Here is a 22,047-nt window from a genome sequence, read left to right as displayed (position 1 = left end):
GATGAGAAAACTCAAGTCCATTGCGCCGCTGCTGGCGGTTGCCTTGCTCTGGGGGCAAAGTCTGTTCGCTCAGGCCAGCCTGCCAGACTTCACCAATCTGGTAGAGGAAGCTTCGCCTGCGGTCGTCAATATCAGTACCCGCCAGAAGATGCCCGAGCGCGCCGTTGCCGGGCAGCCAGGGATGCCTGATCTGGAAGGTCTGCCGCCGATGTTCCGCGAGTTCTTCGAGCGCAGCATCCCGCAGGCTCCGCGTAATCCGGGCGGCCGCCAGCGCGAGGCGCAATCGCTGGGCTCTGGTTTCATCATTTCGCCGGATGGCTACATCATGACTAACAATCATGTGGTCGCCGATGCTGACGAGATCATCGTGCGTCTCTCCGATCGCAGCGAGCTGGAAGCCAAGTTGATTGGCGCCGATCCGCGCAGCGATGTCGCGCTGCTCAAGGTCGAGGGCAAGGATTTGCCTGTGGTGCGCCTGGGTAAGTCCGACGAGCTGAAGGTCGGCGAGTGGGTGCTGGCCATCGGTTCGCCGTTCGGCTTCGATCACTCGGTGACCGCCGGTATCGTCAGTGCCAAGGGGCGTAACCTGCCGAGCGACAGCTACGTGCCGTTCATCCAGACCGATGTGGCGATCAACCCGGGTAACTCCGGCGGCCCGCTGTTCAACCTGCAAGGTGAAGTAGTGGGTATCAACTCGCAGATCTTCACCCGTTCCGGCGGCTTCATGGGGCTCTCCTTCGCCATTCCGATGGAAGTGGCCATGCAGGTCGCCGACCAGCTCAAGGCCGACGGCAAGGTCACTCGTGGCTGGCTCGGTGTGGTGATTCAGGAAGTGAACAAGGATCTGGCTGAATCCTTCGGCTTGGAGAAACCGGCTGGCGCGCTGGTTGCGCAGGTGCTGGAAGACGGCCCGGCGGACAAGGGCGGCCTGCTGGTGGGCGACGTGATTCTCAGCCTCAATGGCAAACCGATCATCATGTCGGCCGATCTACCGCACCTGGTTGGTGGGCTGAAGCCAGGCGAGAAGGCCGAACTGGATGTGGTGCGTGATGGCTCGCGCAAGAAACTCAGCGTCACGGTCGGTACGCTGCCTGAAGAAGGTCAGGAGCTTGCCTCGGCGGGTTCGGCGCAGGGTGCCGAGCGCAGCAACAATCGTTTGGGCGTGACGGTGGTCGAGCTGACTGCCGAGCAGAAGAAAGGCCTCGACCTCAAAGGCGGGGTTGTCGTGAAGGAAGTGCTCAACGGCCCTGCAGCCATGATTGGCCTGCGTCCGGGCGATGTGATCACTCACCTGAATAATCAGGCCATCGATTCAACCAGCACCTTCACCCAGGTGGCGCAGGAACTGCCGAAGAATCGTTCGGTGTCCATGCGAGTGCTACGTCAGGGGCGTGCCAGCTTCATTACGTTCAAGCTGGCTGAATAAGTCGGGTACGTTGAAAAAGGCGCTTTCGGGCGCCTTTTTCGTATCTGCACCAGCGCTGTGCAGGCGTGACGCGGTCGCGAGGGATCGGGTACAATCCGCGGCTATTTTCGGCAAGCGTCTTGCCTGTGCCTTCTTTGAGTGTTGATCTGTGAGTGACCTGAGTCATATCCGCAATTTTTCCATCATTGCCCACATTGACCACGGCAAGTCCACCTTGGCTGACCGTTTCATCCAGATGTGCGGCGGTCTCACCGCGCGTGAAATGGAGGCTCAGGTTCTGGACTCCATGGACCTGGAGCGTGAGCGCGGCATCACCATCAAGGCCCACAGCGTCACCCTTCACTACAAGGCCAATGACGGCAAGACCTACCAACTGAACTTCATCGATACGCCCGGCCACGTCGACTTCACTTACGAAGTCTCGCGCTCGCTGGCGGCATGCGAAGGTGCATTGCTGGTGGTCGATGCCGGGCAGGGCGTCGAGGCGCAGTCGGTTGCCAACTGCTACACCGCCATCGAGCAGGGGCTGGAAGTAATGCCCGTGCTGAACAAGATGGACCTGCCGCAGGCCGACCCGGACCGCGTCAAGGACGAGATCGAGAAGATCATCGGCATCGACGCCACCGACGCCGTGGCCTGCAGCGCCAAGAGCGGCATGGGCGTGGACGAGGTGCTCGAACGCCTGGTGCAGACCATTCCGGCGCCGACCGGCGAGATCGATGCGCCGCTGCAGGCGTTGATCATCGATTCCTGGTTCGACAATTATCTGGGCGTGGTCTCGCTGGTGCGCGTGCGCCAGGGCCGCGTGAAGAAGGGCGACAAGATTCTGGTCAAGTCCACCGGCAAGGTGCACCTGGTCGACAGCGTTGGTGTATTCACCCCGAAACACACCGCTACTGCTGATCTCAAAGCCGGTGAAGTGGGCTTCATCATCGCCAGCATCAAGGACATTCATGGTGCGCCGGTGGGTGACACCCTGACCCTGTCCTCTACCCCAGAGGTCGAAGTACTGCCGGGCTTCAAGAAGATCCAGCCGCAGGTGTACGCCGGCCTGTTCCCGGTCAGCTCAGACGATTTCGAGGACTTCCGCGATGCCCTGCAGAAGCTGACTCTCAACGATTCATCGCTGCAGTACGCGCCGGAAAGCTCCGATGCCCTGGGCTTCGGTTTCCGTTGCGGCTTCCTCGGCATGCTGCACATGGAGATCATCCAGGAGCGCCTGGAGCGCGAGTACGACCTGGACCTGATCACCACCGCGCCGAGTGTAATCTACGAGATCGAGCTCAAGACGGGTGAAACCATCACCGTGGACAACCCGTCCAAGTTGCCGGACGTTTCGGCAGTGGCCGACTTCCGCGAGCCAATAGTCACCGCGACCATCCTGGTGCCGCAGGAACACCTGGGTAACGTCATCACCCTGTGCATCGAGAAGCGTGGCGTGCAGCGCGACATGCAATTTCTCGGGTCGCAGGTTCAGGTTCGCTACGACCTGCCGATGAACGAAGTGGTGCTGGACTTCTTCGACCGTCTGAAGTCGACCAGCCGTGGTTATGCGTCGCTGGACTATCATTTCGACCGCTACCAGTCTGCCAATCTGGTCAAGCTGGACGTACTGATCAACGGCGACAAGGTCGATGCTCTGGCCTTGATCGTTCACCGCGACAACGCGGCCTACAAGGGCCGTGCCTTGACCGAGAAGATGAAGGAACTGATTCCTCGGCAGATGTTCGATGTGGCGATCCAGGCAGCCATCGGCGGTCAGATCATCGCGCGGACCACTGTCAAGGCGCTCAGAAAGAACGTACTGGCCAAATGTTACGGTGGCGACGTGAGCCGTAAGAAGAAGCTGCTCGAGAAGCAGAAGGCCGGTAAGAAACGCATGAAGCAGGTCGGTAACGTGGAAATCCCACAGGAAGCCTTCCTCGCCGTGCTCAGGTTGGATAGCTAAGGCTCTATGTCGATCAATTTCCCGCTCCTGTTGGTTATCGCGGTCGCCGTCTGCGGCTTCCTGGCCCTGATCGATCTGATTCTTCTGGCTCCGCGCCGCCGTGCGGCGATTGCGGCGTACCAGGGACGGGTCGACGATCCTGACGACAGGGTGCTGGAACGTCTGAGCAAGGAGCCCTTGCTGGTCGAGTACGGCAAATCCTTCTTCCCGGTGCTGGCCATCGTGCTGGTGCTGCGCTCGTTTCTGGTGGAACCTTTCCAGATTCCTTCCGGGTCGATGAAGCCGACCCTGGAAGTAGGCGATTTCATCCTGGTCAACAAGTTCGCCTACGGTATTCGTCTGCCGGTGATCGACGAGAAGATCATCGAGGTGGATAACCCGCAGCGCGGCGATGTGATGGTGTTCCGCTATCCCAGCGACCCGACCATCAACTACATCAAGCGCGTGGTGGGGCTGCCGGGTGATCGCATCGAGTACACCCAGGGCAAGCGTCTGCTGATCAATGGCGAGCCGGTGGCCGAGAAGCTGATCGGTGAGGAGCCGGGCAGCCTGGGTGGTGCGATGCTCTATCAGGAGCGTCTGGGCCAGGTCGAACACACCATCCGCAAGGAAATGACCCGCATGCGCCGCGAGCCCGGCGGCCAATGGGTGGTGCCGGAAGGGCACTACTTCATGATGGGCGACAACCGTGACAACTCCAACGACAGCCGTTACTGGCGCGATCGTCATATTCCTCAGGAGCTGTGGGGCATGGTCCCAGACGACCATATCGTCGGCAAGGCCTTCGCCATCTGGATGAGCTGGCCGGAACCCAAGACCAGCAATCTGCCCAACTTCTCTCGGGTCGGCCTGATTCATTGAGCACTGGCGCGCTGTTCAATGCAGCGCCACAGGCTATAAATAGTCTAGCCGTCAGGCTTTCCAACAAGACCGTCTATTGGGGATACACATGACTTTCGCGCGCTCGCAGCAGGGGCTTTCCATTCTGGGTTGGCTGGTGGTTCTGGCCGTGGTGGCATTCTTCGCCAGCACTGCCTTCAAGGTGATGCCCCACTATCTCGACTACATGTCGCTGGAGAAGATCATCACTTCGGTGGAAACCGACAAGGCGTCGGATGTACGCACCGTCGGTGAGTTTTACAACCATGTGAGCAAAGGCATGCAGGTCAACAACATTCGTGACCTGAACATGCGCGACGCTCTGCAGGTCAAGGTGGAGAACAATGAGTTTCTGGTCCACCTCAAGTATGAAAAACGCGAGCCGCTGATCGAGAACCTCGATCTGGTGGTGAATTTCGACAAAGAATTTCGTGTACGGATGCCGTGACTCCCAATCTGTCCCGCCTCGAGCGCAAGCTCGGCTATAGCTTCAAGGATCAGGACCTGATGGTCCTGGCCCTGACCCATCGCAGTTTCGCCGGCCGCAACAATGAGCGGCTGGAATTTCTCGGTGATGCCATTCTCAATTTCGTCGCCGGTGAAGCGCTGTTCGAGCGCTTCCCGCAAGCCCGCGAAGGCCAGCTGTCGCGCCTGCGCGCACGCCTGGTCAAGGGCGAGACGCTAGCCGTGTTGGCGCGCGGTTTCGAGCTGGGCGAATACCTGCGCCTGGGCTCTGGTGAGCTGAAAAGTGGCGGCTTTCGTCGCGAGTCGATCCTGGCCGATGCTCTGGAGGCGCTGATCGGCGCCATCTATCTGGACACCGGTATGGATGCAGCACGCGAGCGCGTGCTGGACTGGCTGACCGGCGAGCTGGATGGCCTGACCCTGGTCGACACCAACAAGGACCCGAAAACGCGCCTGCAGGAGTTCCTGCAATCGCGTGCCTGCGAGCTGCCTCGTTACGAGGTGGTGGACGTACAGGGCGAGCCGCACTGCCGTACCTTCATGGTCGAGTGCCAGGTTTCCCTGCTCAATGAAAAGACCCTGGGCCAGGGCGGCAGCCGGCGTATCGCCGAGCAGGTCGCTGCGGCTGCGGCGCTGATCGCCCTCGGGGTGGAGAATGGCAATGACTGATGCACCTGTGACCCGTTGCGGCTACGTCGCCATCGTCGGCCGGCCCAACGTGGGCAAGTCGACGCTGCTCAACCACATCCTCGGGCAGAAGTTGGCGATCACTTCGCGTAAACCGCAGACCACCCGCCACAACATGCTCGGGATCAAGACCGAGGGCGAGATTCAGGCCGTCTACGTCGACACGCCCGGCCTGCACAAGCAGAACGATAAGGCACTCAACCGCTACATGAACCGTAGCGCCTCCACCGCGCTGAAAGACGTTGATGTCGTGGTGTTCGTGGTCGACCGCATGCGCTGGACCGACGAAGATCAACTGGTGCTGGAGAAGGTGCAGCACGTCAAATGTCCGATCCTGCTGGCGGTGAACAAATCCGACCGCCTGGAAGACAAGAGCGAGCTGCTGCCGCACCTGGGCTGGCTGGCCGAGCAATTGCCGCAAGCCGAGATCGTACCGATCTCCGCGCTGCAGGGGCAGAACCTCGACACCCTGGAGAAGCTGGTAGGCGAGCGCCTGCCGGAGTCCGAGCATTTCTACCCGGAAGACCAGATCACCGACCGTTCCAGCCGCTTCCTGGCGGCCGAGCTGATCCGCGAGAAGATCATGCGCCAGCTCGGTGCCGAGCTGCCGTACCAGATCACCGTAGAGATCGAGGAATTCAAACAGGAAGGCCGTATCCTGCATATCCATGGTCTGATCCTGGTGGAGCGCGACGGACAGAAGAAGATCATCATCGGCGACAAGGGTGAGCGCATCAAACGCATCGGCCAGGAAGCGCGCAAGGACATGGAAACCATGTTCGACTCCAAGGTGATGCTCAACCTCTGGGTCAAGGTCAAAGGTGGCTGGTCCGACGACGAACGCGCCCTGCGTTCGCTGGGTTACCTGGATTGATCGAGGCGCCATACGCATCCTCGTTGTTGCTCATGGCGCATTCTGGCGGTTAACCACATGACTTCTGCCGCCTACGTTCTGCATAGCCGTCCGTACAAGGAAAGCAGCGCCTTGGTGGATTTCTTTACCGCCCAGGGCCGCGTGCGTGCCGTGCTACGCGCCGCACGCGGCAAGGTCGGCAGCATCGCCCGGCCTTTTGCGCCGTTGGAGCTGGAGCTGCGCGGGCGGGGCGAGCTGAAGACCGTCGGCCGCCTGGAAAGCGCCGGCATTCCTCTGTTGCTGACCGGCGAGGCGCTGTTCTCAGGGCTCTATCTCAACGAACTGCTGATCCGCCTGCTGCCGGCCGAAGACCCGCACCCCGTGATGCTCGAACACTATGGCCTCACCTTGCAGGCACTGGCTGCCGGCCGGGCGCTGGAGCCGCTGTTGCGTGCGTTCGAATGGCGTCTGCTGGACGAGCTGGGCTATGGTTTCGCCCTGGATCGTGACCAGCACGACCAACCCATCGATCCGACTGCACTTTACCGTTGGCAGCAGGACATAGGCCTGGTGCCGGTGGTACAACTGCAACCCGGTGTATTCCAGGGCCGCGAACTGTTGGCCATGGCCGAAGCCGACTGGCAGACCCCAGGCGCGCTGGCTGCCGCCAAGCGTCTGATGCGTCAGGCGCTGGCACCTCACCTCGGCGGCAGGCCCCTGGTCAGCCGCGAACTTTTCATGACGCTCAAGGAGTCCAAGCGTGACTGAGGCCAATCGTATTCTGCTCGGCGTGAACATCGACCACGTCGCCACCCTGCGCCAGGCTCGTGGCACGCGCTACCCGGACCCGGTCAAGGCCGCGCTGGACGCCGAAGAAGCCGGCGCCGATGGCATTACCGTGCACCTGCGTGAAGACCGCCGGCACATTCAGGATCGCGACGTACGTGTGCTGGCCGACGTGCTGCAGACGCGAATGAACTTCGAGATGGGCATCACCGATTTCATGCTTGGTTTCGCCGAGCAGATCCGTCCGGCGCATGTCTGCCTGGTACCGGAAACCCGCCAGGAACTGACCACCGAAGGCGGTCTGGACGTGGCCGGGCAGGAGGCGCGTATCGCCGCGGCGGTGGAGCGTCTGACGCTGGCCGGTTGCGAGGTGTCGTTGTTCATCGACGCCGAAGAGCGGCAGATCGAAGCGGCCATGCGCGTCGGCGCGCCGGCCATCGAACTGCATACCGGTCGCTATGCTGATGCGCACACCGCGGAAGAAGCTGCGCATGAGCTTTCACGCATTCGCGATGGCGTTATCTGCGGCCTGAACCACGGGCTGATCGTCAACGCCGGTCACGGTTTGCACTACCACAATGCCGAGGCTGTCGCCGCGATTCCCGGCATCAACGAACTGAATATCGGCCACGCCATCGTTGCCCATGCGTTGTTCGTCGGTTTCAAGCAGGCCGTCGCCGAGATGAAGGCGCTGATCGTCGCCGCTGCTTACCGCGGCTAGCGTACTTTGTGGGAGGGGCTTCAGCCGCGACTTTCGATGGTCTATAGCCGCTGAAGCGCCTCCCACTTCGTTCAATCCTGGCTGAAAGCCTGAACCATCTGCCTGGCGAGCGCCTCGACGGCATCATTGCGTTGATGGCCGAGAATCAGTTTGATGTGGTACTCGCCAAGGGTGGGCAAGCCTTGTTCTGCGCCGAGTCGGCGTAGCGGCGGCTTGACCAGGCTGCGGGGGAAAGGCGCGATGGCCAGGTCGGCGGTCATTGCCGCTTCCTGGCCGGCGCACTGCTCACAGGAATAGGCGATACGGTACGCCAGCCCTTGTCGATCCAGCGCATCGAGCGCGGTGCGGCGCCAGGCGCAGCCGGGCTTGGCCAGTGCCAGCGGCAATGGCGAGCGCTGCATGGCTAGGCCACCGTCACGCCCGGCCCAGACCAGTTCCTCCGAATAGATCACTTCGCCGCGCGCATCATCCAGGCCGTCGTTGCCGGCGTTGATCAGGGTCAGGTCCAGCTCGCCGGCATCCAGCTTGGCCACCAGATCCACGCTGCGCCCCACGTTAACCTCGACCTCCACACCCGGATGGCTGCGGGCGAACAGCATGAGTACGCCGGGCAGCACACGGTCGCCGATATCGTTCGGCGTACCGAAGCGCACGCGCCCGGCCATGCCCGAGTTCTACATGCCGGCCATGTGGCCGCAGGATCTGCAGAACGCCATCGTCGATTGGGTTGGCGCCTGGTTCTGGCGTCGGCGCATGCGTCGTCTGCTGGCGCAGAACATCGAGGGAAGGATCCGCCTGGGCGGTGCCCGTGGTGTGGTAGAGCAGGGCGCCGGTGAACCGCTGCTTTTGATCGCTCAGCGGCGTGCGCGTTGGCTGCGACCGTAGGGCGGGTGCAACCCGCCAATTGCAGTCTGGCGGGTTGCACCCGCCCTACGAGACTCGCTGTGCCTAGGGCTTGCGCGCGACCAGCACGGCGCGGGTCGGTGCCGGCAGGCCTTCGACGGTACGGCTGTGGTCGGCAGGGTCGAGGAATTCAGGTAGCGACTGGAAGCGCATCCACTCGGTGGCACGTTGTTCTTCCACCGAGGTGGTGCTGACGTCGACGCAGCGTACGTCCTCGAAACCGGCACGGCGCAGCCAGCGCTCCAGCGCCGGCACCGAGGGCAGGAACCAGACGTTGCGCATCTGTGCGTAGCGGTCTTCCGGTACCAGCACCTGCTCGCTGTCGCCCTCGACTACCAAGGTTTCCAGCACCAGTTCGCCGCCCTTGACCAAGGCATCCTTTAGATCGAGCAGGTGATCGATGGGCGAGCGACGGTGGTACAGCACACCCATGGAGAACACGGTGTCGAAGCCCTGAAGCTTGGCTGGCAGCTCCTCGAAGGCCAGTGGCAGGTGCCACACCGGTTGATCCGGCAGGTAGCGCTTCATCGCCAGGAACTGGCAGAGGAACAGCCAGTTGGGGTCGATGCCGACCACGCTGTTTGCGCCTGCACCGAGCATGCGCCACATGTAGTAGCCGTTGCCGCAACCGACATCGAGGATGCGTTTTCCGCGCAGGTCGAGGTGCGGAGCGACACGCTGCCATTTCCAGTCCGAGCGCCATTCGGTGTCGATATGCACACCGAACAATTCGAATGGCCCCTTGCGCCAGGGAATCAAGCCCTGCAGGGCGGTCTTCAATTGTGCGCGGGTTGCTTCGTCGCTGGCACCGCCAAAGGCGAAGCGTTGCACCAGCTCCACCTCGCTTACCTGCAGATCCGGCAGTGCCTGCACGGCACCGTACCAGCGCGGCAGGTCACCGTGACCGATGGCCAGCTTGGCATCGAGTTGCCCGGGCAGCTCACAAGCCCAGTCCAGCAGCGGGGTACCGGCCAGTTGCGCCTGCAGCGCGTCGAGATCTAGGTCTCTCATCATGGCAGGGCCACCAGCGAGGCGAAGTTAAGGCACTGGAACCAGGGCACCACCTTGCTGAAACCGGCAGCCAGCAGGCGTTCGCGGTGCTGCTGGAGGCTGTCGGGTAGCATCACCTTCTCGATGGCGCTGCGTTTCTGCGCGATTTCCAGCTCGCTGTAGCCGTTGGCACGTTTGAAGGCTACATGCAGCTCTGTGAGCAGCTCATGCTCGGCGGTGTCTTCGAAGCGCAGTTTCTCCGAGAGGATCAGCGCGCCACCGGGCAGCAGGGCCTGGCGAATACGTGTGAGCAGCTCCAGGCGCCGCTCTGGCGGGATGAATTGCAGGGTGAAGTTGAGCGTGACCAGTGAGGTTGACTGCAGTTCGAGCGCAAGAATGTCGGCTTCGATCACGTCCACCGGCAGCAGCTCCTGGAACATGGCGTCCTGGGCATGCAGGTACTCGCTGCAGCGGGCGACCATGGCCGGCGAGTTGTCCACGGCGATCACCTTGCAGCCATCGACGCGCACGTGGCGGCGTAGGGCCTGAGTCACCGCGCCGAGCGAAGCACCGAGGTCGTACAGGGTGGTCTGCGGCTGAGCGAACTGGCCAGCGAGCACGCCGATGTTCTCGACGATAGTCGGGTAGCCGGGGACCGAACGCTTGATCATGTCAGGGAAGACCCGTACCACGTCCTCGTTGAAGACGAAATCGGGCACCTCGGGCAGAGGCTGGGCGAATAGACGATCAGGTTCTTGGCTCACGGCGGTCGCAATAGCTAGCGGAAAAGGCCGGCATTTTAGGCTTTGTACGAAAAGTCGTCGAGCGATGGTCAGGCGAGGCAAAAACGGGTGAGGAAGCGAAGTTTACGAGTTGTAAATGAGCATGACTCGCTGCGCTCGCCCTCCGGGCCGCGCTGAAGCGCGTTAGCCGTAAGCGGCTTGCTGAACCAGTTTTTAACGAAGCATCACCGAGCGCAGGCACTTTTCGTACAAAGCCTGGCCAAGTGCGGGCAATAGTCAGGGCTTTCCCGATTGTTCGTCCGTCCGCAGCAACAGCTCTAGGCCTTGGTGCGTCGAAAGGCCGAGGCGGCGATGCCCCACTGGCCAAGCCAGTAGGTAAGGATGATGGCGTAGGGTGCGGCGTCGAAGCTGGTGACGAAGCGGTCGATACCGATCAGGCTGTCGGACAGCACGAAGAGCGCCGCACCAACTGCGGCGAGCCAGGTGGAGCGCGGCTGTAGGTCCGGGTGTCCGATGCGGGCCAGGGCGCGCCAGAGCATCAGGCAAATCGCGGTGGCATAGCAGGCCACCGGAATCAGCAGCTCGCCCAGACCGCTGCTGGCCAGTATGGCGAACATCGCGCCACCGGCGATCAGCGCCAGCAGCAAGGCGGGTAGGGCCGGCAGCCGGCTATCGGAGACGTAGGCGCGCAGATAGGCCAGGTGACCGATCAGGAAGGCGCCGAGGCCGAACACGAAGAGGTCGCCGGGCCAGTCCAGAAGGATGTCGCCGGCCAGGGAAAATACCAGGCCGATGCAAATCCAGCGCCGGTAGGTGCCAGCCGGTGCCTGGCGCAGCCAGAGCAGCAGGGCGATCACCGGGATGCCCTTGGTCAGCAGGCTGAGCTGCGCATCGCCGGTGATCCGGCCATAAAGAAATACCGCAGCACCCGCCAGGCCGAGCAGCAACCAACGCATAGCAAGACTCCCTTCGTTAATATTGGAATGGCGCGACTATGCCCAGCGGCCGTGCGGCTGCCAATACGATGGGTGCCAAATCGAGTGGCGGATTGTGCCGCCCCTCGACGTCACGAGCAGTATTGGGCAACGTAGGTATTCGTCGAGGAGAAGCGCATGTCGATATCGCCACCTGTCACCGATCTGATCGCGCGGCTGTACCGTGAGGAGTCGCCGCCACCCTGATTCGCCTGCTCGGCGATTTCGACCTGGCCGAAGAGGCGCTGCATGAGGCCTTTCGCAGTGCGGTCGAGCAGTGGCCGCAGAGTGGTGTTCCGGACAACCCGCGCGCCTGGCTGGTCTCTGCCGGGCGCTTCAAGGCCATCGACAACCTGCGTCGGCAGCGCCGCTTTCAGCCGCTGGACGAACAGGCCGAGCTGCCAGATGAGGGCGTCGCCGAGGAGAGCGAGCTGCTCGAAGACGACCGCCTGCGCCTGATCTTTACCTGCTGCCACCCGGCGCTGGCCAGCGATGCCCAGGTGGCGTTGACCCTGCGCGAGGTGTGCGACCTGACCACCGAGGAGATCGCTCGCGCCTTCCTCTCTAGTCCTTCGACCCTGGCTCAGCGCAGCGTCAGGGCCAAGGCGAAGATTCGCGACGCGCGCATCCCTTACGAGGTGCCGGGGCGTAGCGAACTGCCCGAGCGTCCGGAGGCGGTGTTGCGGGTGATCTATCTGGTGTTCAACGAAGGCTACTTCGCCAGCTCGGGTGATTCGCTGACCCGCAGCAAACTGTCTGACGAGGCGATTCGCCTGGGCCGTTTGCTGCAGGAGCTGCTGCCAGAGCCGGAGGTGCAGGGGCTGTTGGCGCTGATGCTGCTGCATGAATCGCGTCGTGCGGCACGTAGCGGGGTTGATGGCGAGGTGATCTTGCTGGAGGCGCAGGATCGCAGCGTGTGGGACCGCGAGCTGATCGCCGAAGGCGAGGCCCTGGTCCTGCAGGCCCTGCATTTACGGCGTTTCGGTCCTTACAGTCTGCAGGCGGCGATTGCCGCGGTGCATGCCGAGGCGGCCAGTCTGGAAGACACCGATTGGGTGCAAATCGTCGGCCTGTACGACGAGCTGCTGCGCCTGTATCCGTCGCCGGTGATCGAGCTCAACCGCGCCGTGGCGCTGGCCATGCGTGATGGGCTTGAGACCGGGCTGCAGCAGATCGATCGTCTGCTGGCCATGGGCGATTTGGACGGTTACCACCTGGTCCATGCGGCGCGGGCCGATCTGCTGCGCAGACTGGGCCGCCGAGAACAGGCGATTGCAGCCTACCGTCAGGCCCTGGCGCTGGCGCAACAGGGCCCGGATCGACAGTTTCTGCAGAGGAGGCTGGAGGAGCTAGGCGATCCGTAGGGTGCGCTGTATGCACCGAGATTCTTCGGTGCATACGCTCGGCGCGCATGGCGCACCCTACGGAGCGGGCGTGCTTAGCCCGCCACCAATACGCGAATCGCTTCCAGGCGCAGAGCGGCCTTGTCGAACATTGTCAGGCTCTGCTCGCGTTGCTCGCGCAGGGCGTCGATCTCGCTGTCACGTACGCTCGGGTTGACCGCGCGCAGGGCGACCAGGCGCGCCAGTTCTTCGTCCAGTTCGGCGATCAGGCGGCGTTTGGCCTCGGCGACGCGCTCGACATGGCGCGGCATGACCTTGGCTTCAGCGTCGTTTATCTGCTTGGCCAGCACATCGCGCTGGGCCTGGACGAACTTGTTGGCGCTGGCGCGTGGCACGCTTTCGAGCTGGTCGTTGAGCGTCTCGAAACCAACCTTGGCGGCCAGGTCGTTGCCATTGGCGTCGAACAGGCAGCGCAGCGCCGCTGGCGGCAGGAAACGCCCCAGTTGCAGTTTGCGCGGGCCGACCACTTCGCTGACGTAGAGCAGTTCCAGCAGCACGGTGCCAGGCTTGAGCGCCTTGTTCTTGATCAGCGCGACGGCAGTGTTGCCCATCGAGCCGGACAGCACCAGGTCCATGCCGCCTTGCACCATGGGATGTTCCCAGGTGAGGAACTGCATGTCTTCGCGGACCAGGGCCTGCTCGCGGTCGTAGGTGATGGTCACCGCTTCGTCGTCACCCAACGGGAAGCTGGCATCCAGCATTTTCTCGCTGGGGCGCAGGATCAGGGCGTTGTCGGAGTGGTCTTCGCTGTCGATGCCGAAGGCGTTGAACAGCTCTTCCATGTAGATCGGCAGGGTGAACTGGTCGTCCTGCTCGAGGATCGCCTCGACCAGTGCTTCGCCTTCACCGGCGCCGCCGGAGTTCAGCTCCAGCAGGCGGTCGCGGCCGCTGTGAAGTTCGCCTTCCAGGCGGATGCGCTCGGCGCTGGCTTCGTCTACCAGTTGCTGCCACTGGCCATCGTCACCGTTTTCCAGCAGCGGCAGCAGGCGCGGGCCGAACTGGTGCTGCAGGGCGTTGCCGGTCGGGCAGGTGGCGAGGAAGGCATTCAACGCCTGGTGGTACCACTGGAACAGGCGTTCCTGCGGGCTGTTCTCTAGGTACGGCACGTGCAGTTGGATGCGGTGCTTTTGGCCGATCCGGTCGAGACGGCCGATGCGCTGTTCGAGCAGGTCCGGGTGTGCCGGCAGGTCGAACAGCACCAGGTGATGGGCGAACTGGAAGTTGCGGCCTTCGGAGCCGATCTCCGAGCAGATCAGCACCTGCGCGCCAAATTCTTCGTCGGCGAAGTAGGCGGCGGCGCGGTCGCGCTCGAGGATGCTCATGCCTTCATGGAACACCGTGGCCGGGATGCCGGAACGCACGCGCAGGGCGTCTTCCAGATCCAGCGCGGTTTCGGCGTGGGCACAGATCACCAGCACCTTGAATTTCTTCAGCATCTTCAGGGTGTCGATCAGCCACTCGACGCGCGGGTCGATACGCCACCAGCGTTGCTCTTCGTCGACATCGTCCTGCGCCTGGTAGCTGACTTCCGGGTACAGCTCGGCATGCTCGCCGATCGGCAGCTCCAGGTATTCGTCCGGACTCGGCAGCGGGTAGGGGTGCAGTTCGCGCTCGGGGAAGCCTTGCACGGCGGCGCGGGTGTTGCGGAACAGCAGGCGGCCGGTGCCGTGGCGGTCCAGCAGTTCGCGCACCAGGCGGGCGCGGGCGTCATCATCGCCGCTGTCTACGGCATCGAGCAGCTCGCGGCCCTCATCGCCGAGGAAACTGCCTATGGCGTCGCGCGCCTGGGCGCTGAGCTTGCCCTGGTCGAGCAGCTCCTGCACGGCCTCGGCAACCGGGCGGTACTGGCTGCTTTCGGCGCGGAAGGCTTCCAGGTCGTGGAAACGGGCTGGGTCGAGCAGACGCAGGCGGGCGAAGTGACTGTCCTGGCCGAGCTGTTCCGGGGTGGCGGTGAGCAGCAACACGCCGGGGATGACCTCGGCCAGTTGCTCGACCAGCGAATATTCGGCGCTGGCCTGTTCCGGGTGCCAGACCAGGTGGTGGGCTTCGTCGACCACCAGCAGGTCCCAGCCGGCGGCGAACAGCGCGTCCTGGGCCTTGTCGTCGTCCTTCAGCCACTCCAGGGCGACCAGTGCCAGCTGGCAATCCTCGAAGGGGTTGCTGGCGTCGCTCTCCATGAAACGCTCGGCGTCGAACAGGGCGACGTCGAGGTTGAAACGCCGGCGCATTTCCACCAGCCACTGGTGCTGCAGGTTTTCCGGAACCAGGATCAGCACGCGGCTGGCGCGGCCGGAGAGCAACTGGCGATGGATCACCAGGCCGGCTTCGATGGTCTTGCCCAGGCCGACTTCGTCAGCCAGCAGTACGCGCGGGGCGATGCGGTCGGCCACTTCGCGGGCGATGTGCAACTGGTGGGCGATCGGCTGGGCGCGCGCACCGCCGAGGCCCCAGAGCGACGACTGCAACAGGCGGCTGTTGTGTTCCAGACTGTGGTAACGCAGGGCGAACCAGGCCAGCGGGTCGATCTGGCCGGCGAACAGGCGGTCGCTGGCCAGGCGGAACTGGATGAAGTTCGACAGCTGGGTTTCCGGCAGGGTCACCGGTTTATGCTGGGCATCGAGGCCGTGGTAGACCAGCAGGCCGTCGACGTCCTCGACTTCCTGTACGGTGAGCTTCCAGCCCTCGAAATGGGTAATTTCGTCGCCCGGGGCGAAGCGCACGCGGGTCAGCGGGGCATTGCGCGTGGCGTACTGGCGGGTTTCGCCGGTGGCCGGGTAGAGCACGGTGAGCAGGCGGCCTTCCTCGGCGAGGATGGTGCCCAGACCCAATTCCGCTTCGCTGTCACTGATCCAGCGTTGCCCCGGTTGATATTGCGCCATGCCTGTCTGTCTCCCGCGTGAAAAAGCCGGCTATGGTAACGGATGCCGCGCCATGGCCAAAGCGGTCATGGCACTATCATTGCGTCCGCCAGTCGAAAGTGTAGCGAGCACAGGCTAAAGTCGCGGATGACGGGGCCGACAGCCTGACCAACGGAGGTGCTGTAACGTGCTACCGCCTATCCCCCATAGCCTGGTGCCAGTCACTGCCACGCAGGACGTGATCAAGCCCAAGCCCGAGATTCCTCCGGTGACCCCGGCCGATGGCAGCGCCAAGGAAAGTGCGCTTAGCCTGGACAAGCGGCACCCGCAGGAAACCGAGGAGCTGCTGCGCGAAGAGCAGCGCCGCCGTCAGCGGCGTGGCTACACTCCGGAACAGCTGGCCGAGGCCGAGCCAGAAGAGGTAGAGCAGACGCTGGGCGATCTTCCGCGACAAGGACTTTGGGTGGATGTGGAAGTCTGAGAAACTCTTTTCATTCTTTTGTGCGTAGATCGTCATGCTGTTCGCCGACCCCTTGCCCGCACTCGCCGATGCCGAGCTGGACTACCTCCCCGGCTGGATCGAACCCGCGCTCGCCGATAGCTGGCTGCATACGCTGGTTGAACAGACGCCCTGGCAGCAACCGGAGTTGTTCATCCATGGTCGCTATCATCGAACACCGCGGCTAACGGCTTGGTATGGCGATCCCGATGCGCGCTACCGCTACTCGGGGAAGATTAACGAGCCCTTGCCATGGACGCCGCTGCTGAGCGAGATTCGTCAACGGCTCGAGAAAGAAGTCGGGCAGCCGCTCAACGCCGTACTGCTCAACCATTACCGCGACGGCCAGGACTCCATGGGCTGGCACAGCGATGCAGAGCCGGAGCTGGGACGTGATCCGCTGATCGCCTCGCTCAATCTGGGCGGCAGCCGGCGTTTCGATCTGCGCCGCGTCGGCAGTACGCGTATCGAACATTCACTGACGCTGGAACACGCTTCGCTACTGGTCATGCGCGGGCCGACCCAGCATCATTGGCAACATCAAGTGGCGAAGACGCGGCAAGCCTGCGCGCCACGCCTGAACTTGACCTTTCGCCTGATTCGGTTTCCGCTATGAGCAATGACGACAAGCTGATCGATTTCGCCGCCGAGCGCGACAAGCGTATCCACGATCTCAACGACAAGCGCCTCAACGAGATGCGCCAGGTTTTCGAGCAGGTCTTGCCGATCGGCAAGGCCAAGAAGAAGTCCAAGAGCAAGCCCAAGAAGCGCTGAAACTCCCACCGTTTGTTCGTCATGCACGGCTGCCAGACCGTGCTTCCCGCCTCGCACCCCCTCGATTTCTTGACCTGGGTCAGTATTCCCTCCGGCCTGATCGCGCCTGCTCGTCAGCCATTGATCCAGATCAATTTTCCCGCTGCCAGCGCTGATAACGTGAAGCCATCCCAGACAGACAGGCACAACAGGAGGCAGCCATGTTCGTCGATACAGTGGTTCTCGCCGGAGTCGGCACCGTTCTTCTGATGGTCGCGTTCTTCGGGGGTGTTGGTTACTTCATCTGGAAGGATGCTCACAAGCGCAAGCAGAGCTAACCCTTCCAGTTCACTGGGCACGCAAGGCAATTCGGGCGACTTCGGTCGCCCTTTTTTTATTTGCATGTTGCCTGCCTGGGCGTATGGCGCCTTCTGGACATAAATACTTAGCTAGCTAATAATTGAGTTTCGCACGGAGGCGGAACCCAATCGCTACAGCTATGTTCAGAGTTGAGATTTTTTCAGGTAGCCATCGTGCGTGATTCCTTGCTGGCGTTTCTCGCGCCAAGCTCGCAAGCCGTTCAATTTGCCATCAAGACCCTGCTCGGCGGCGGTCTGGCGTTGTGGTGTGCGTTGCGTTTCGGCCTGGAGCAACCGCAGTGGGCGTTGATGACCGCGTTCATCGTCGCCCAGCCGCTGTCCGGCATGGTGGTACAAAAGGGCCTGGCGCGGCTGCTCGGTACGCTGGTCGGCACCTTTATGGCCGTGGTGATGATGGGGCTGTTCGCCCAGGCGCCGCTGCTGTTCATACTGGCGTTCGCCTTGTGGTTGGCGTTGTGTACAGCGTTCTCGACCATGTTGCGCAGCGCCTGGTCGTACTCCTTCGTGCTGGCCGGCTACACTGTGGCGATCATCGCCTTGCCGGCCATCGGCAAGCCGCATGTGGTGTTCGATGAAGCCATCGCCCGCTGCACGGAAATTTGCCTGGGCATCATCTGCGCCACCCTGAGCAGCGCTTTGCTCTGGCCGCAGCGCGTCGAGCGGCAACTGGCACAGCAGGCGCGCAACGCCTGGCAGGCCGGCGTTGCGGCTTCGCGTCAGGCGCTGGCGGGTGAGGCTGATTCGCGACAGGGCTTGCTGGAGGTGCTGGCGCGGATCGTCGCCGTCGACGCCCAGCGCGAGCACGCCTGGTTCGAGGGTGCCCGTGGTCGCCAGCGTGCCGTGGCGTTGCGGGTGTTGAGTCGTGATCTGCTCGGTATGTTACGTCTGGCCCGTGGAGTGGCGCGGCAGTGGCGGCAACTGAGTGGTGTCGAGGCGCAGGCGGTCGCGCCCTGGTTGCAGGTGGTGGACGAGCGCTTGCAGCAGGAGCAGCCAGCGGGCCTGCTGGAGCTGGTCGAGCAACTGCGCCAGGCCGCGCAGGACGATGAACTGAGCAGTGGCCAGCAACTGTGTCTGGAACGCTTGATGGTGCTGCTGTTGCGTGTCGAGGAAGCCAGCCACGCGTTGCGCTCGGTCGAGGAGGGCAGGGCTCCGGCCGATGCACCGCGCGCCCTATCCTGGCATTACGACTGGCAGACCGCCCTGGTCTATGGCTCGCGCAGCGCGCTGACCTTTCTGGTTCTGGCGGCGTTCTGGCTGGCCACCGGCTGGACCCACGCCACCGGTGCGCTGCTGCTGGCCTGCGTGGTCTGCAGCTTGTTCGCCCGCCTCGAAGCGGCGCCGCAGATCGGCATGATGTTCCTGCGCGGCATCTTCTACGCGCTGCCGGTAGCTTTCTTCGTCGGCCAGATCCTGATGCCACAGATAGACGGCTTCGTGATGCTCTGCATGGTGTTGGGCGTGCCGCTGTTCTTCGGCGTGCTGGGCATGGCCAAACCGGCGACGGCCGCGACCTCGACCTCGTTCTGCCTGCACTTCATCGTGCTCTGCCTGCCGGCGCCGGGTGTCGGCTACAACGTCGAGTTCTTCCTCAATGAGGCGCCCGGAATGCTGATGGGCGTGGGTTGCGCGGTGATGGCGTTCAAGCTGGTGGTGTTGCGCAATCCGGTCTGGCATGGCCGGCGTCTGATGCAGGCGATCCTGAGCGACCTGGGACGTCTGACCCGTCGTGACCTGGGTCGCGCCGAGAACTGGTTCGGCGGGCGTATGGCTGATCGCCTGATCCAGCTGGCACGGCACTATCCGGCGCGGCCGGATCAAGCGCGCAGCCGCTGGGACGACGGCGTGGCCGGCCTCGACCTGGGCGACGAGTTGTTGCATCTGCGCAAGTGCCTGGCCAATGCCGATGCTGGCCTGGCGCGGTCGCAGCAGCGTTTCCTGGAGCGCCTCGACGACGCGTTGGAGCGTGGTCCTGCACCAGGCGGTGAAGATGACCTGAACGCAGCGGTGGTCGAACTGCAAGAGGCGCTGCGCGCCTGCACGCCGAGCATCGACAAACGTCTGGCCGAGGCGGCTCTGTTGCAGCTGCAGAACGGCTGGCGTCACTGGTGCCAACTCAGAACCTGTGTAGGGCCTAGCGAGCTAGAGCCGTGCAAGGCAAAAACAGGCGAAGACGCGGAGTTTACAAGCGGTAAATGAGCAGTCTGAGCCTGTTTTTAACGCAGCAGGGCCGACGCGCAGCAGGTCGTACGCTGGTTATGGAGGGAGGTGCGCATGGGTTTGCATGAATGGTCGCTGGGCGGCGTGTTGCTGAGCCCGATGGCGGCCTACGCGGTATTGGCGCTGCTGCTGACCGGCGTGTTGCGCCTGGGGTTGCAGCGCGTTGGGTTGTCGCGCTGGATCTGGCACGAAGCCCTGTTCGACTGTGCCTTGTATGTCTGCGTTCTGGCGGCCGTGATGGTCGCCCTGGCGCATTGAGGAGAAGAAAGCATGCGTTCGACCATTCGAGTCGGCATCACCCTGGCCATGGTGGCGGCGGCGATCTTCGCCGGTTCCTGGATCTGGCAGCATTACATGTACTCGCCCTGGACGCGCGACGCTCGGGTGCGCGCCGACGTGGTGACCATCGCCCCGGACGTGTCCGGCTGGGTGGTCGAACTCAAGGTGCGCGACAACCAGCAGGTCAAGGCGGGGGATCTGCTGATGAGCATCGACCGCGATCGCTATCAGGCGGCGATGGAGAAAGCCAAGGCGGTGGTGGATATTCGCCGCCAGCAGCTGAGCCTGCGCGAGCACGAAGCTTCGCGCCGCTCTCGCCTGGGTGCCCAGGCGATCAGTGCCGAGCTGCTGGAGAACGCGCAGATCAACGCCGAGATGGCGCGCAGCGAATACCGCGAAGCGCAGGCTGATCTGCGTGTGGCCGAGCTGAATCTGGCACGCAGCGAAGTGCATGCCCCTCGTGATGGGCAGATCACCAATCTGGTGCTAGCGCAGGGTAACTACATCAATGCCGGGCAAGCAGTGATGGCGCTGGTCGATACCGAATCGTTCTACGTGCAGGCGTACTTCGAGGAAACCAAGTTGCCGCGCATACAGGTTGGCGCGCCGGTGGAGGTGAGGCTGATGGGCGGTGATCAGCAGATTCGCGGCGAGGTGGAAAGCATCAGTCGTGGCATCACCGACCGCAACGCCAGCCCGGATGGGCAACTGCTGGCCAATGTCGAGCCGACCTTCAACTGGGTGCGCCTGGCGCAGCGCATTCCGGTGCGCATCAAGCTCGATCAGGTACCCGAGGGCATGGTGCTGAGCGCCGGCATGACCGCCAGCGTAAGGGTGGAATAGGGCGGTTTTCAGTTGTAGGAGCGGCTTCAGTCGCGAGCTCTTCAAGGTGAATCGCGGCTGAGGCCGCTCCTACGGTCACTATTCGCATGAGTTAGCAGGGTGGACAACGCGAAGCTTGTCCACCGCTTGGACCGACGCAATGGTGGATGAAAAAAGCGTCATCCACCCGATCTAAAGCCCTTCCCTCGTTTCAGCGTCAGGCGCGCTCGATCTGTGCCGGCATGCGGCGCATCAGCACCTTGCCGTGGCGCACCGACACCAGTGCATGCCCCTGGCTGCGCACCATCTCGTAATCGTCCGGCGCCGAGAGGATCAGCAGGTTGGCTGGGCGCCCCACTTCCAGGCCATACCCTTCACCCAGGTTCAGTGCGCGCGCCGAGTTGTCGGTGATCAGATCCAGGCTGCGCTTGAGGTCTTCGTAGCCGAGCATGTGGCAAATATGCAGGCCGGCTTCGAGGATGCGCAGGATGTTCCCGTTACCCAGCGGGTACCAGGGGTCGACGATGGAATCCTGGCCGAAGCAGACGTTCATCCCGGCGCGGTCGATCTCCGCCACGCGAGTCAGGCCCCGGCGTTTCGGGTAGGTATCGAAACGGCCCTGCAGGTGGATGCTTTCGGTGGGGCAGGAAATGAAGCTGATGCCGCTCATCTTCAGCAGGCGGAACAGCTTGGAGCAGTAGGCGTTGTCGTAGGAGCCCATGGCCACGGTGTGGCTGGCGGTGACACGTGCGCCCATTCCGCGCACGCGAGCTTCTTCGGCCAGCACTTCGAGAAAGCGCGACTGCGGGTCGTCGGTTTCGTCGCAGTGCACGTCCACCAGGCAGCCGCTGCGCTCGGCCAAGTCCATGAGGAACTTGATCGACGAAATGCCCTGGTCACGGGTGTTCTCGAAGTGCGGGATGCCGCCGACCACATCGGCGCCCAGTTCCACGGCTTGCTCCATCAGCGCGCGACCATTGGCGTAGGACTCGATGCCCTCCTGCGGAAAGGCGACGATCTGCAAGTCGATAAGGTGGCGGGTTTCCTCACGTACTTCGAGCATGGCCTTGAGGGCAGCGAGGGTCGGGTCGGTGACGTCGACGTGGGTGCGCACGTGCTGGATGCCATGGTCGACCAGCATGTCGATGGTCTTCTTGGCGCGGGTCTTGGTGTCTTCATGGGTGACCAGCGCCTTGCGTTCGGCCCAGCGCTCGATGCCCTCGAATAGCGTGCCGCTCATGTTCCAGGCCGGCTCGCCGGCGGTGAGGGTGGCGTCGAGGTGGATGTGCGGCTCGACGAAGGGCGGCACGACCAGATTGCCGGCGGCGTTCAGATCGCCCTCGGCGATGGGGGGCAAGGCGTGCTGGGCGTCGATGGCAGCGATGCGCTCGCCGTCCAGGGTGATGCGGTGCAGGCCGTCTCGGCCGCGCAGGCGGGCATTGTGGATGATCATCAGGTTTC

The 22,047-nt window shown here is 63.1% G+C and carries 22 protein-coding genes and 1 pseudogene; 17 read left to right on the top strand and 6 right to left on the bottom strand.

Annotation, left to right across the window (positions count from 1 at the left end; genetic code table 11):
• The first annotated feature begins 1 nt into the window (after position 1).
• The 8 genes from AAEQ75_RS00815 (at position 2) to pdxJ (ending at position 7,765) form a co-directional block, all read left to right on the top strand.
• Complete coding sequence (locus tag AAEQ75_RS00815) at positions 2-1,426, top strand: DegQ family serine endoprotease (RefSeq protein ID WP_256834984.1); 1,425 nt, start codon at positions 2-4, stop codon at positions 1,424-1,426.
• Between the two features lie 148 nt (positions 1,427-1,574).
• The gene (gene lepA / locus AAEQ75_RS00810; RefSeq protein WP_143506720.1) at positions 1,575-3,374 is read left to right on the top strand and encodes a translation elongation factor 4; all 1,800 of its coding nucleotides are present in this window, start codon (positions 1,575-1,577) and stop codon (positions 3,372-3,374) included.
• Between the two features lie 6 nt (positions 3,375-3,380).
• Positions 3,381-4,235 carry a signal peptidase I gene (gene lepB, locus AAEQ75_RS00805; RefSeq protein ID WP_013714664.1) on the top strand — a complete coding sequence of 285 codons (855 nt, stop codon included), beginning with the start codon at positions 3,381-3,383 and terminating at the stop codon, positions 4,233-4,235.
• Between the two features lie 88 nt (positions 4,236-4,323).
• Positions 4,324-4,701, top strand: a complete 378-nt coding sequence (locus tag AAEQ75_RS00800; protein ID WP_143506719.1) for a DUF4845 domain-containing protein — start codon at positions 4,324-4,326, stop codon at positions 4,699-4,701.
• A gap of 59 nt (positions 4,702-4,760) precedes the next feature.
• The gene (gene rnc / locus AAEQ75_RS00795) at positions 4,761-5,387 is read left to right on the top strand and encodes a ribonuclease III (RefSeq protein WP_409564031.1); all 627 of its coding nucleotides are present in this window, start codon (positions 4,761-4,763) and stop codon (positions 5,385-5,387) included.
• On the top strand, positions 5,380-6,279 hold the full coding sequence (gene era, locus AAEQ75_RS00790) for a GTPase Era (protein ID WP_125879399.1): 900 nt from the start codon (positions 5,380-5,382) through the stop codon (positions 6,277-6,279). The genes rnc and era overlap by 8 nt, the downstream gene beginning before the upstream one ends.
• Before the next feature lie 57 nt (positions 6,280-6,336).
• On the top strand, positions 6,337-7,026 hold the full coding sequence (recO, locus tag AAEQ75_RS00785) for a DNA repair protein RecO (protein ID WP_125835668.1): 690 nt from the start codon (positions 6,337-6,339) through the stop codon (positions 7,024-7,026).
• Complete coding sequence (gene pdxJ / locus AAEQ75_RS00780) at positions 7,019-7,765, top strand: pyridoxine 5'-phosphate synthase (protein WP_343350592.1); 747 nt, start codon at positions 7,019-7,021, stop codon at positions 7,763-7,765. Before recO ends, pdxJ begins: the two co-directional genes overlap by 8 nt.
• Before the next feature lie 71 nt (positions 7,766-7,836).
• Here the strand turns inward: pdxJ and AAEQ75_RS00775 are convergent.
• A pseudogene (locus AAEQ75_RS00775) lies at positions 7,837-8,430 on the bottom strand (LysR substrate-binding domain-containing protein); the annotation flags it as partial.
• Between AAEQ75_RS00775 and AAEQ75_RS00770 the strand changes: the two are divergent.
• Positions 8,429-8,650 (top strand): hypothetical protein, encoded by a 222-nt coding sequence (locus AAEQ75_RS00770; RefSeq protein WP_343350591.1) that lies wholly within the window; start codon positions 8,429-8,431, stop codon positions 8,648-8,650. The pseudogene AAEQ75_RS00775 and the gene AAEQ75_RS00770 sit on opposite strands and share 2 nt — an antisense overlap.
• A 63-nt stretch (positions 8,651-8,713) precedes the next feature.
• Here AAEQ75_RS00770 and cmoB read toward each other — a convergent pair whose 3' ends face one another.
• The 3 genes from cmoB to AAEQ75_RS00755 form a co-directional block, all read right to left on the bottom strand.
• Complete coding sequence (gene cmoB, locus AAEQ75_RS00765; RefSeq protein ID WP_179576055.1) at positions 8,714-9,682, bottom strand: tRNA 5-methoxyuridine(34)/uridine 5-oxyacetic acid(34) synthase CmoB; 969 nt, start codon at positions 9,680-9,682, stop codon at positions 8,714-8,716.
• Complete coding sequence (gene cmoA, locus AAEQ75_RS00760) at positions 9,679-10,422, bottom strand: carboxy-S-adenosyl-L-methionine synthase CmoA (RefSeq protein ID WP_343350590.1); 744 nt, start codon at positions 10,420-10,422, stop codon at positions 9,679-9,681. The genes cmoB and cmoA overlap by 4 nt, the downstream gene beginning before the upstream one ends.
• 296 nt (positions 10,423-10,718) lie before the next feature.
• On the bottom strand, positions 10,719-11,357 hold the full coding sequence (locus AAEQ75_RS00755; RefSeq protein ID WP_179545391.1) for a lysoplasmalogenase: 639 nt from the start codon (positions 11,355-11,357) through the stop codon (positions 10,719-10,721).
• 221 nt (positions 11,358-11,578) lie between these two features.
• On the opposite strand from AAEQ75_RS00755, the gene AAEQ75_RS00750 reads away from it, so the two are divergent.
• Complete coding sequence (locus AAEQ75_RS00750) at positions 11,579-12,739, top strand: RNA polymerase sigma factor (protein WP_430523470.1); 1,161 nt, start codon at positions 11,579-11,581, stop codon at positions 12,737-12,739.
• 74 nt (positions 12,740-12,813) lie between these two features.
• Here AAEQ75_RS00750 and rapA read toward each other — a convergent pair whose 3' ends face one another.
• On the bottom strand, positions 12,814-15,657 hold the full coding sequence (rapA, locus tag AAEQ75_RS00745; RefSeq protein WP_343350588.1) for an RNA polymerase-associated protein RapA: 2,844 nt from the start codon (positions 15,655-15,657) through the stop codon (positions 12,814-12,816).
• 166 nt (positions 15,658-15,823) lie between these two features.
• Between rapA and AAEQ75_RS00740 the strand changes: the two genes are divergently transcribed.
• The 7 genes from AAEQ75_RS00740 to AAEQ75_RS00710 all read left to right on the top strand — a co-directional run bounded on the left by AAEQ75_RS00740 (position 15,824) and on the right by AAEQ75_RS00710 (position 20,607).
• Positions 15,824-16,117 carry an aspartate-semialdehyde dehydrogenase gene (locus tag AAEQ75_RS00740; protein WP_256834991.1) on the top strand — a complete coding sequence of 98 codons (294 nt, stop codon included), beginning with the start codon at positions 15,824-15,826 and terminating at the stop codon, positions 16,115-16,117.
• A gap of 34 nt (positions 16,118-16,151) precedes the next feature.
• Positions 16,152-16,751: an alpha-ketoglutarate-dependent dioxygenase AlkB family protein gene (locus AAEQ75_RS00735; RefSeq protein WP_343350587.1), complete on the top strand. Its 600-nt coding sequence runs from the start codon at positions 16,152-16,154 to the stop codon at positions 16,749-16,751.
• Positions 16,748-16,909 carry a hypothetical protein gene (locus AAEQ75_RS00730; protein ID WP_017361613.1) on the top strand — a complete coding sequence of 54 codons (162 nt, stop codon included), beginning with the start codon at positions 16,748-16,750 and terminating at the stop codon, positions 16,907-16,909. Before AAEQ75_RS00735 ends, AAEQ75_RS00730 begins: the two co-directional genes overlap by 4 nt.
• Positions 16,910-17,109: 200 nt before the next feature.
• Positions 17,110-17,226 (top strand): cytochrome c oxidase subunit CcoM, encoded by a 117-nt coding sequence (ccoM, locus tag AAEQ75_RS00725; RefSeq protein WP_017361612.1) that lies wholly within the window; start codon positions 17,110-17,112, stop codon positions 17,224-17,226.
• 195 nt (positions 17,227-17,421) lie between these two features.
• Positions 17,422-19,464 carry an FUSC family protein gene (locus AAEQ75_RS00720; protein ID WP_343350586.1) on the top strand — a complete coding sequence of 681 codons (2,043 nt, stop codon included), beginning with the start codon at positions 17,422-17,424 and terminating at the stop codon, positions 19,462-19,464.
• A gap of 75 nt (positions 19,465-19,539) precedes the next feature.
• Entirely contained in the window at positions 19,540-19,743 is a 204-nt protein-coding gene (locus AAEQ75_RS00715) for a DUF1656 domain-containing protein (RefSeq protein WP_147810469.1), read from the top strand.
• Between the two features lie 12 nt (positions 19,744-19,755).
• A complete protein-coding gene (locus AAEQ75_RS00710; RefSeq protein ID WP_343350585.1) occupies positions 19,756-20,607 on the top strand; it encodes an HlyD family secretion protein in 852 nt (283 codons plus the stop codon).
• Positions 20,608-20,803: 196 nt separating this feature from the next.
• Here the strand turns inward: AAEQ75_RS00710 and codA are convergent, their stop codons facing one another.
• On the bottom strand, positions 20,804-22,039 hold the full coding sequence (gene codA / locus AAEQ75_RS00705) for a cytosine deaminase (protein WP_343350584.1): 1,236 nt from the start codon (positions 22,037-22,039) through the stop codon (positions 20,804-20,806).
• Positions 22,040-22,047 lie beyond the last annotated feature (8 nt).

Origin of the sequence: Pseudomonas sediminis, from assembly GCF_039555755.1 — a bacterium.
GTDB classification, from domain to species: domain Bacteria; phylum Pseudomonadota; class Gammaproteobacteria; order Pseudomonadales; family Pseudomonadaceae; genus Aquipseudomonas; species Aquipseudomonas mendocina_D.
The sequence above is the reverse complement of the archived record's forward strand: the minus strand, read 5'-3'. Positions and strand labels throughout refer to the sequence as shown.

Bases quoted from the DNA above. Each gene is read 5' to 3' on its own strand.
- rnc (WP_409564031.1), top strand. From the start codon at position 4,761: ATGGTCCTGGCCCTGACCCATCGCAGTTTCGCCGGCCGCAACAATGAG.
- AAEQ75_RS00730 (WP_017361613.1), top strand. From the start codon at position 16,748: ATGAGCAATGACGACAAGCTGATCGATTTCGCCGCCGAGCGCGACAAG.
- codA (WP_343350584.1), bottom strand. From the start codon at position 22,039: ATGATCATCCACAATGCCCGCCTGCGCGGCCGAGACGGCCTGCACCGC.
- AAEQ75_RS00715 (WP_147810469.1), top strand. From the start codon at position 19,540: ATGGGTTTGCATGAATGGTCGCTGGGCGGCGTGTTGCTGAGCCCGATG.
- cmoB (WP_179576055.1), bottom strand. From the start codon at position 9,682: ATGATGAGAGACCTAGATCTCGACGCGCTGCAGGCGCAACTGGCCGGT.
- ccoM (WP_017361612.1), top strand. From the start codon at position 17,110: ATGTTCGTCGATACAGTGGTTCTCGCCGGAGTCGGCACCGTTCTTCTG.
- AAEQ75_RS00815 (WP_256834984.1), top strand. From the start codon at position 2: ATGAGAAAACTCAAGTCCATTGCGCCGCTGCTGGCGGTTGCCTTGCTC.
- AAEQ75_RS00735 (WP_343350587.1), top strand. From the start codon at position 16,152: ATGCTGTTCGCCGACCCCTTGCCCGCACTCGCCGATGCCGAGCTGGAC.
- era (WP_125879399.1), top strand. From the start codon at position 5,380: ATGACTGATGCACCTGTGACCCGTTGCGGCTACGTCGCCATCGTCGGC.
- AAEQ75_RS00800 (WP_143506719.1), top strand. From the start codon at position 4,324: ATGACTTTCGCGCGCTCGCAGCAGGGGCTTTCCATTCTGGGTTGGCTG.
- AAEQ75_RS00770 (WP_343350591.1), top strand. From the start codon at position 8,429: ATGCCCGAGTTCTACATGCCGGCCATGTGGCCGCAGGATCTGCAGAAC.
- AAEQ75_RS00710 (WP_343350585.1), top strand. From the start codon at position 19,756: ATGCGTTCGACCATTCGAGTCGGCATCACCCTGGCCATGGTGGCGGCG.
- lepB (WP_013714664.1), top strand. From the start codon at position 3,381: ATGTCGATCAATTTCCCGCTCCTGTTGGTTATCGCGGTCGCCGTCTGC.
- recO (WP_125835668.1), top strand. From the start codon at position 6,337: ATGACTTCTGCCGCCTACGTTCTGCATAGCCGTCCGTACAAGGAAAGC.
- rapA (WP_343350588.1), bottom strand. From the start codon at position 15,657: ATGGCGCAATATCAACCGGGGCAACGCTGGATCAGTGACAGCGAAGCG.
- AAEQ75_RS00755 (WP_179545391.1), bottom strand. From the start codon at position 11,357: ATGCGTTGGTTGCTGCTCGGCCTGGCGGGTGCTGCGGTATTTCTTTAT.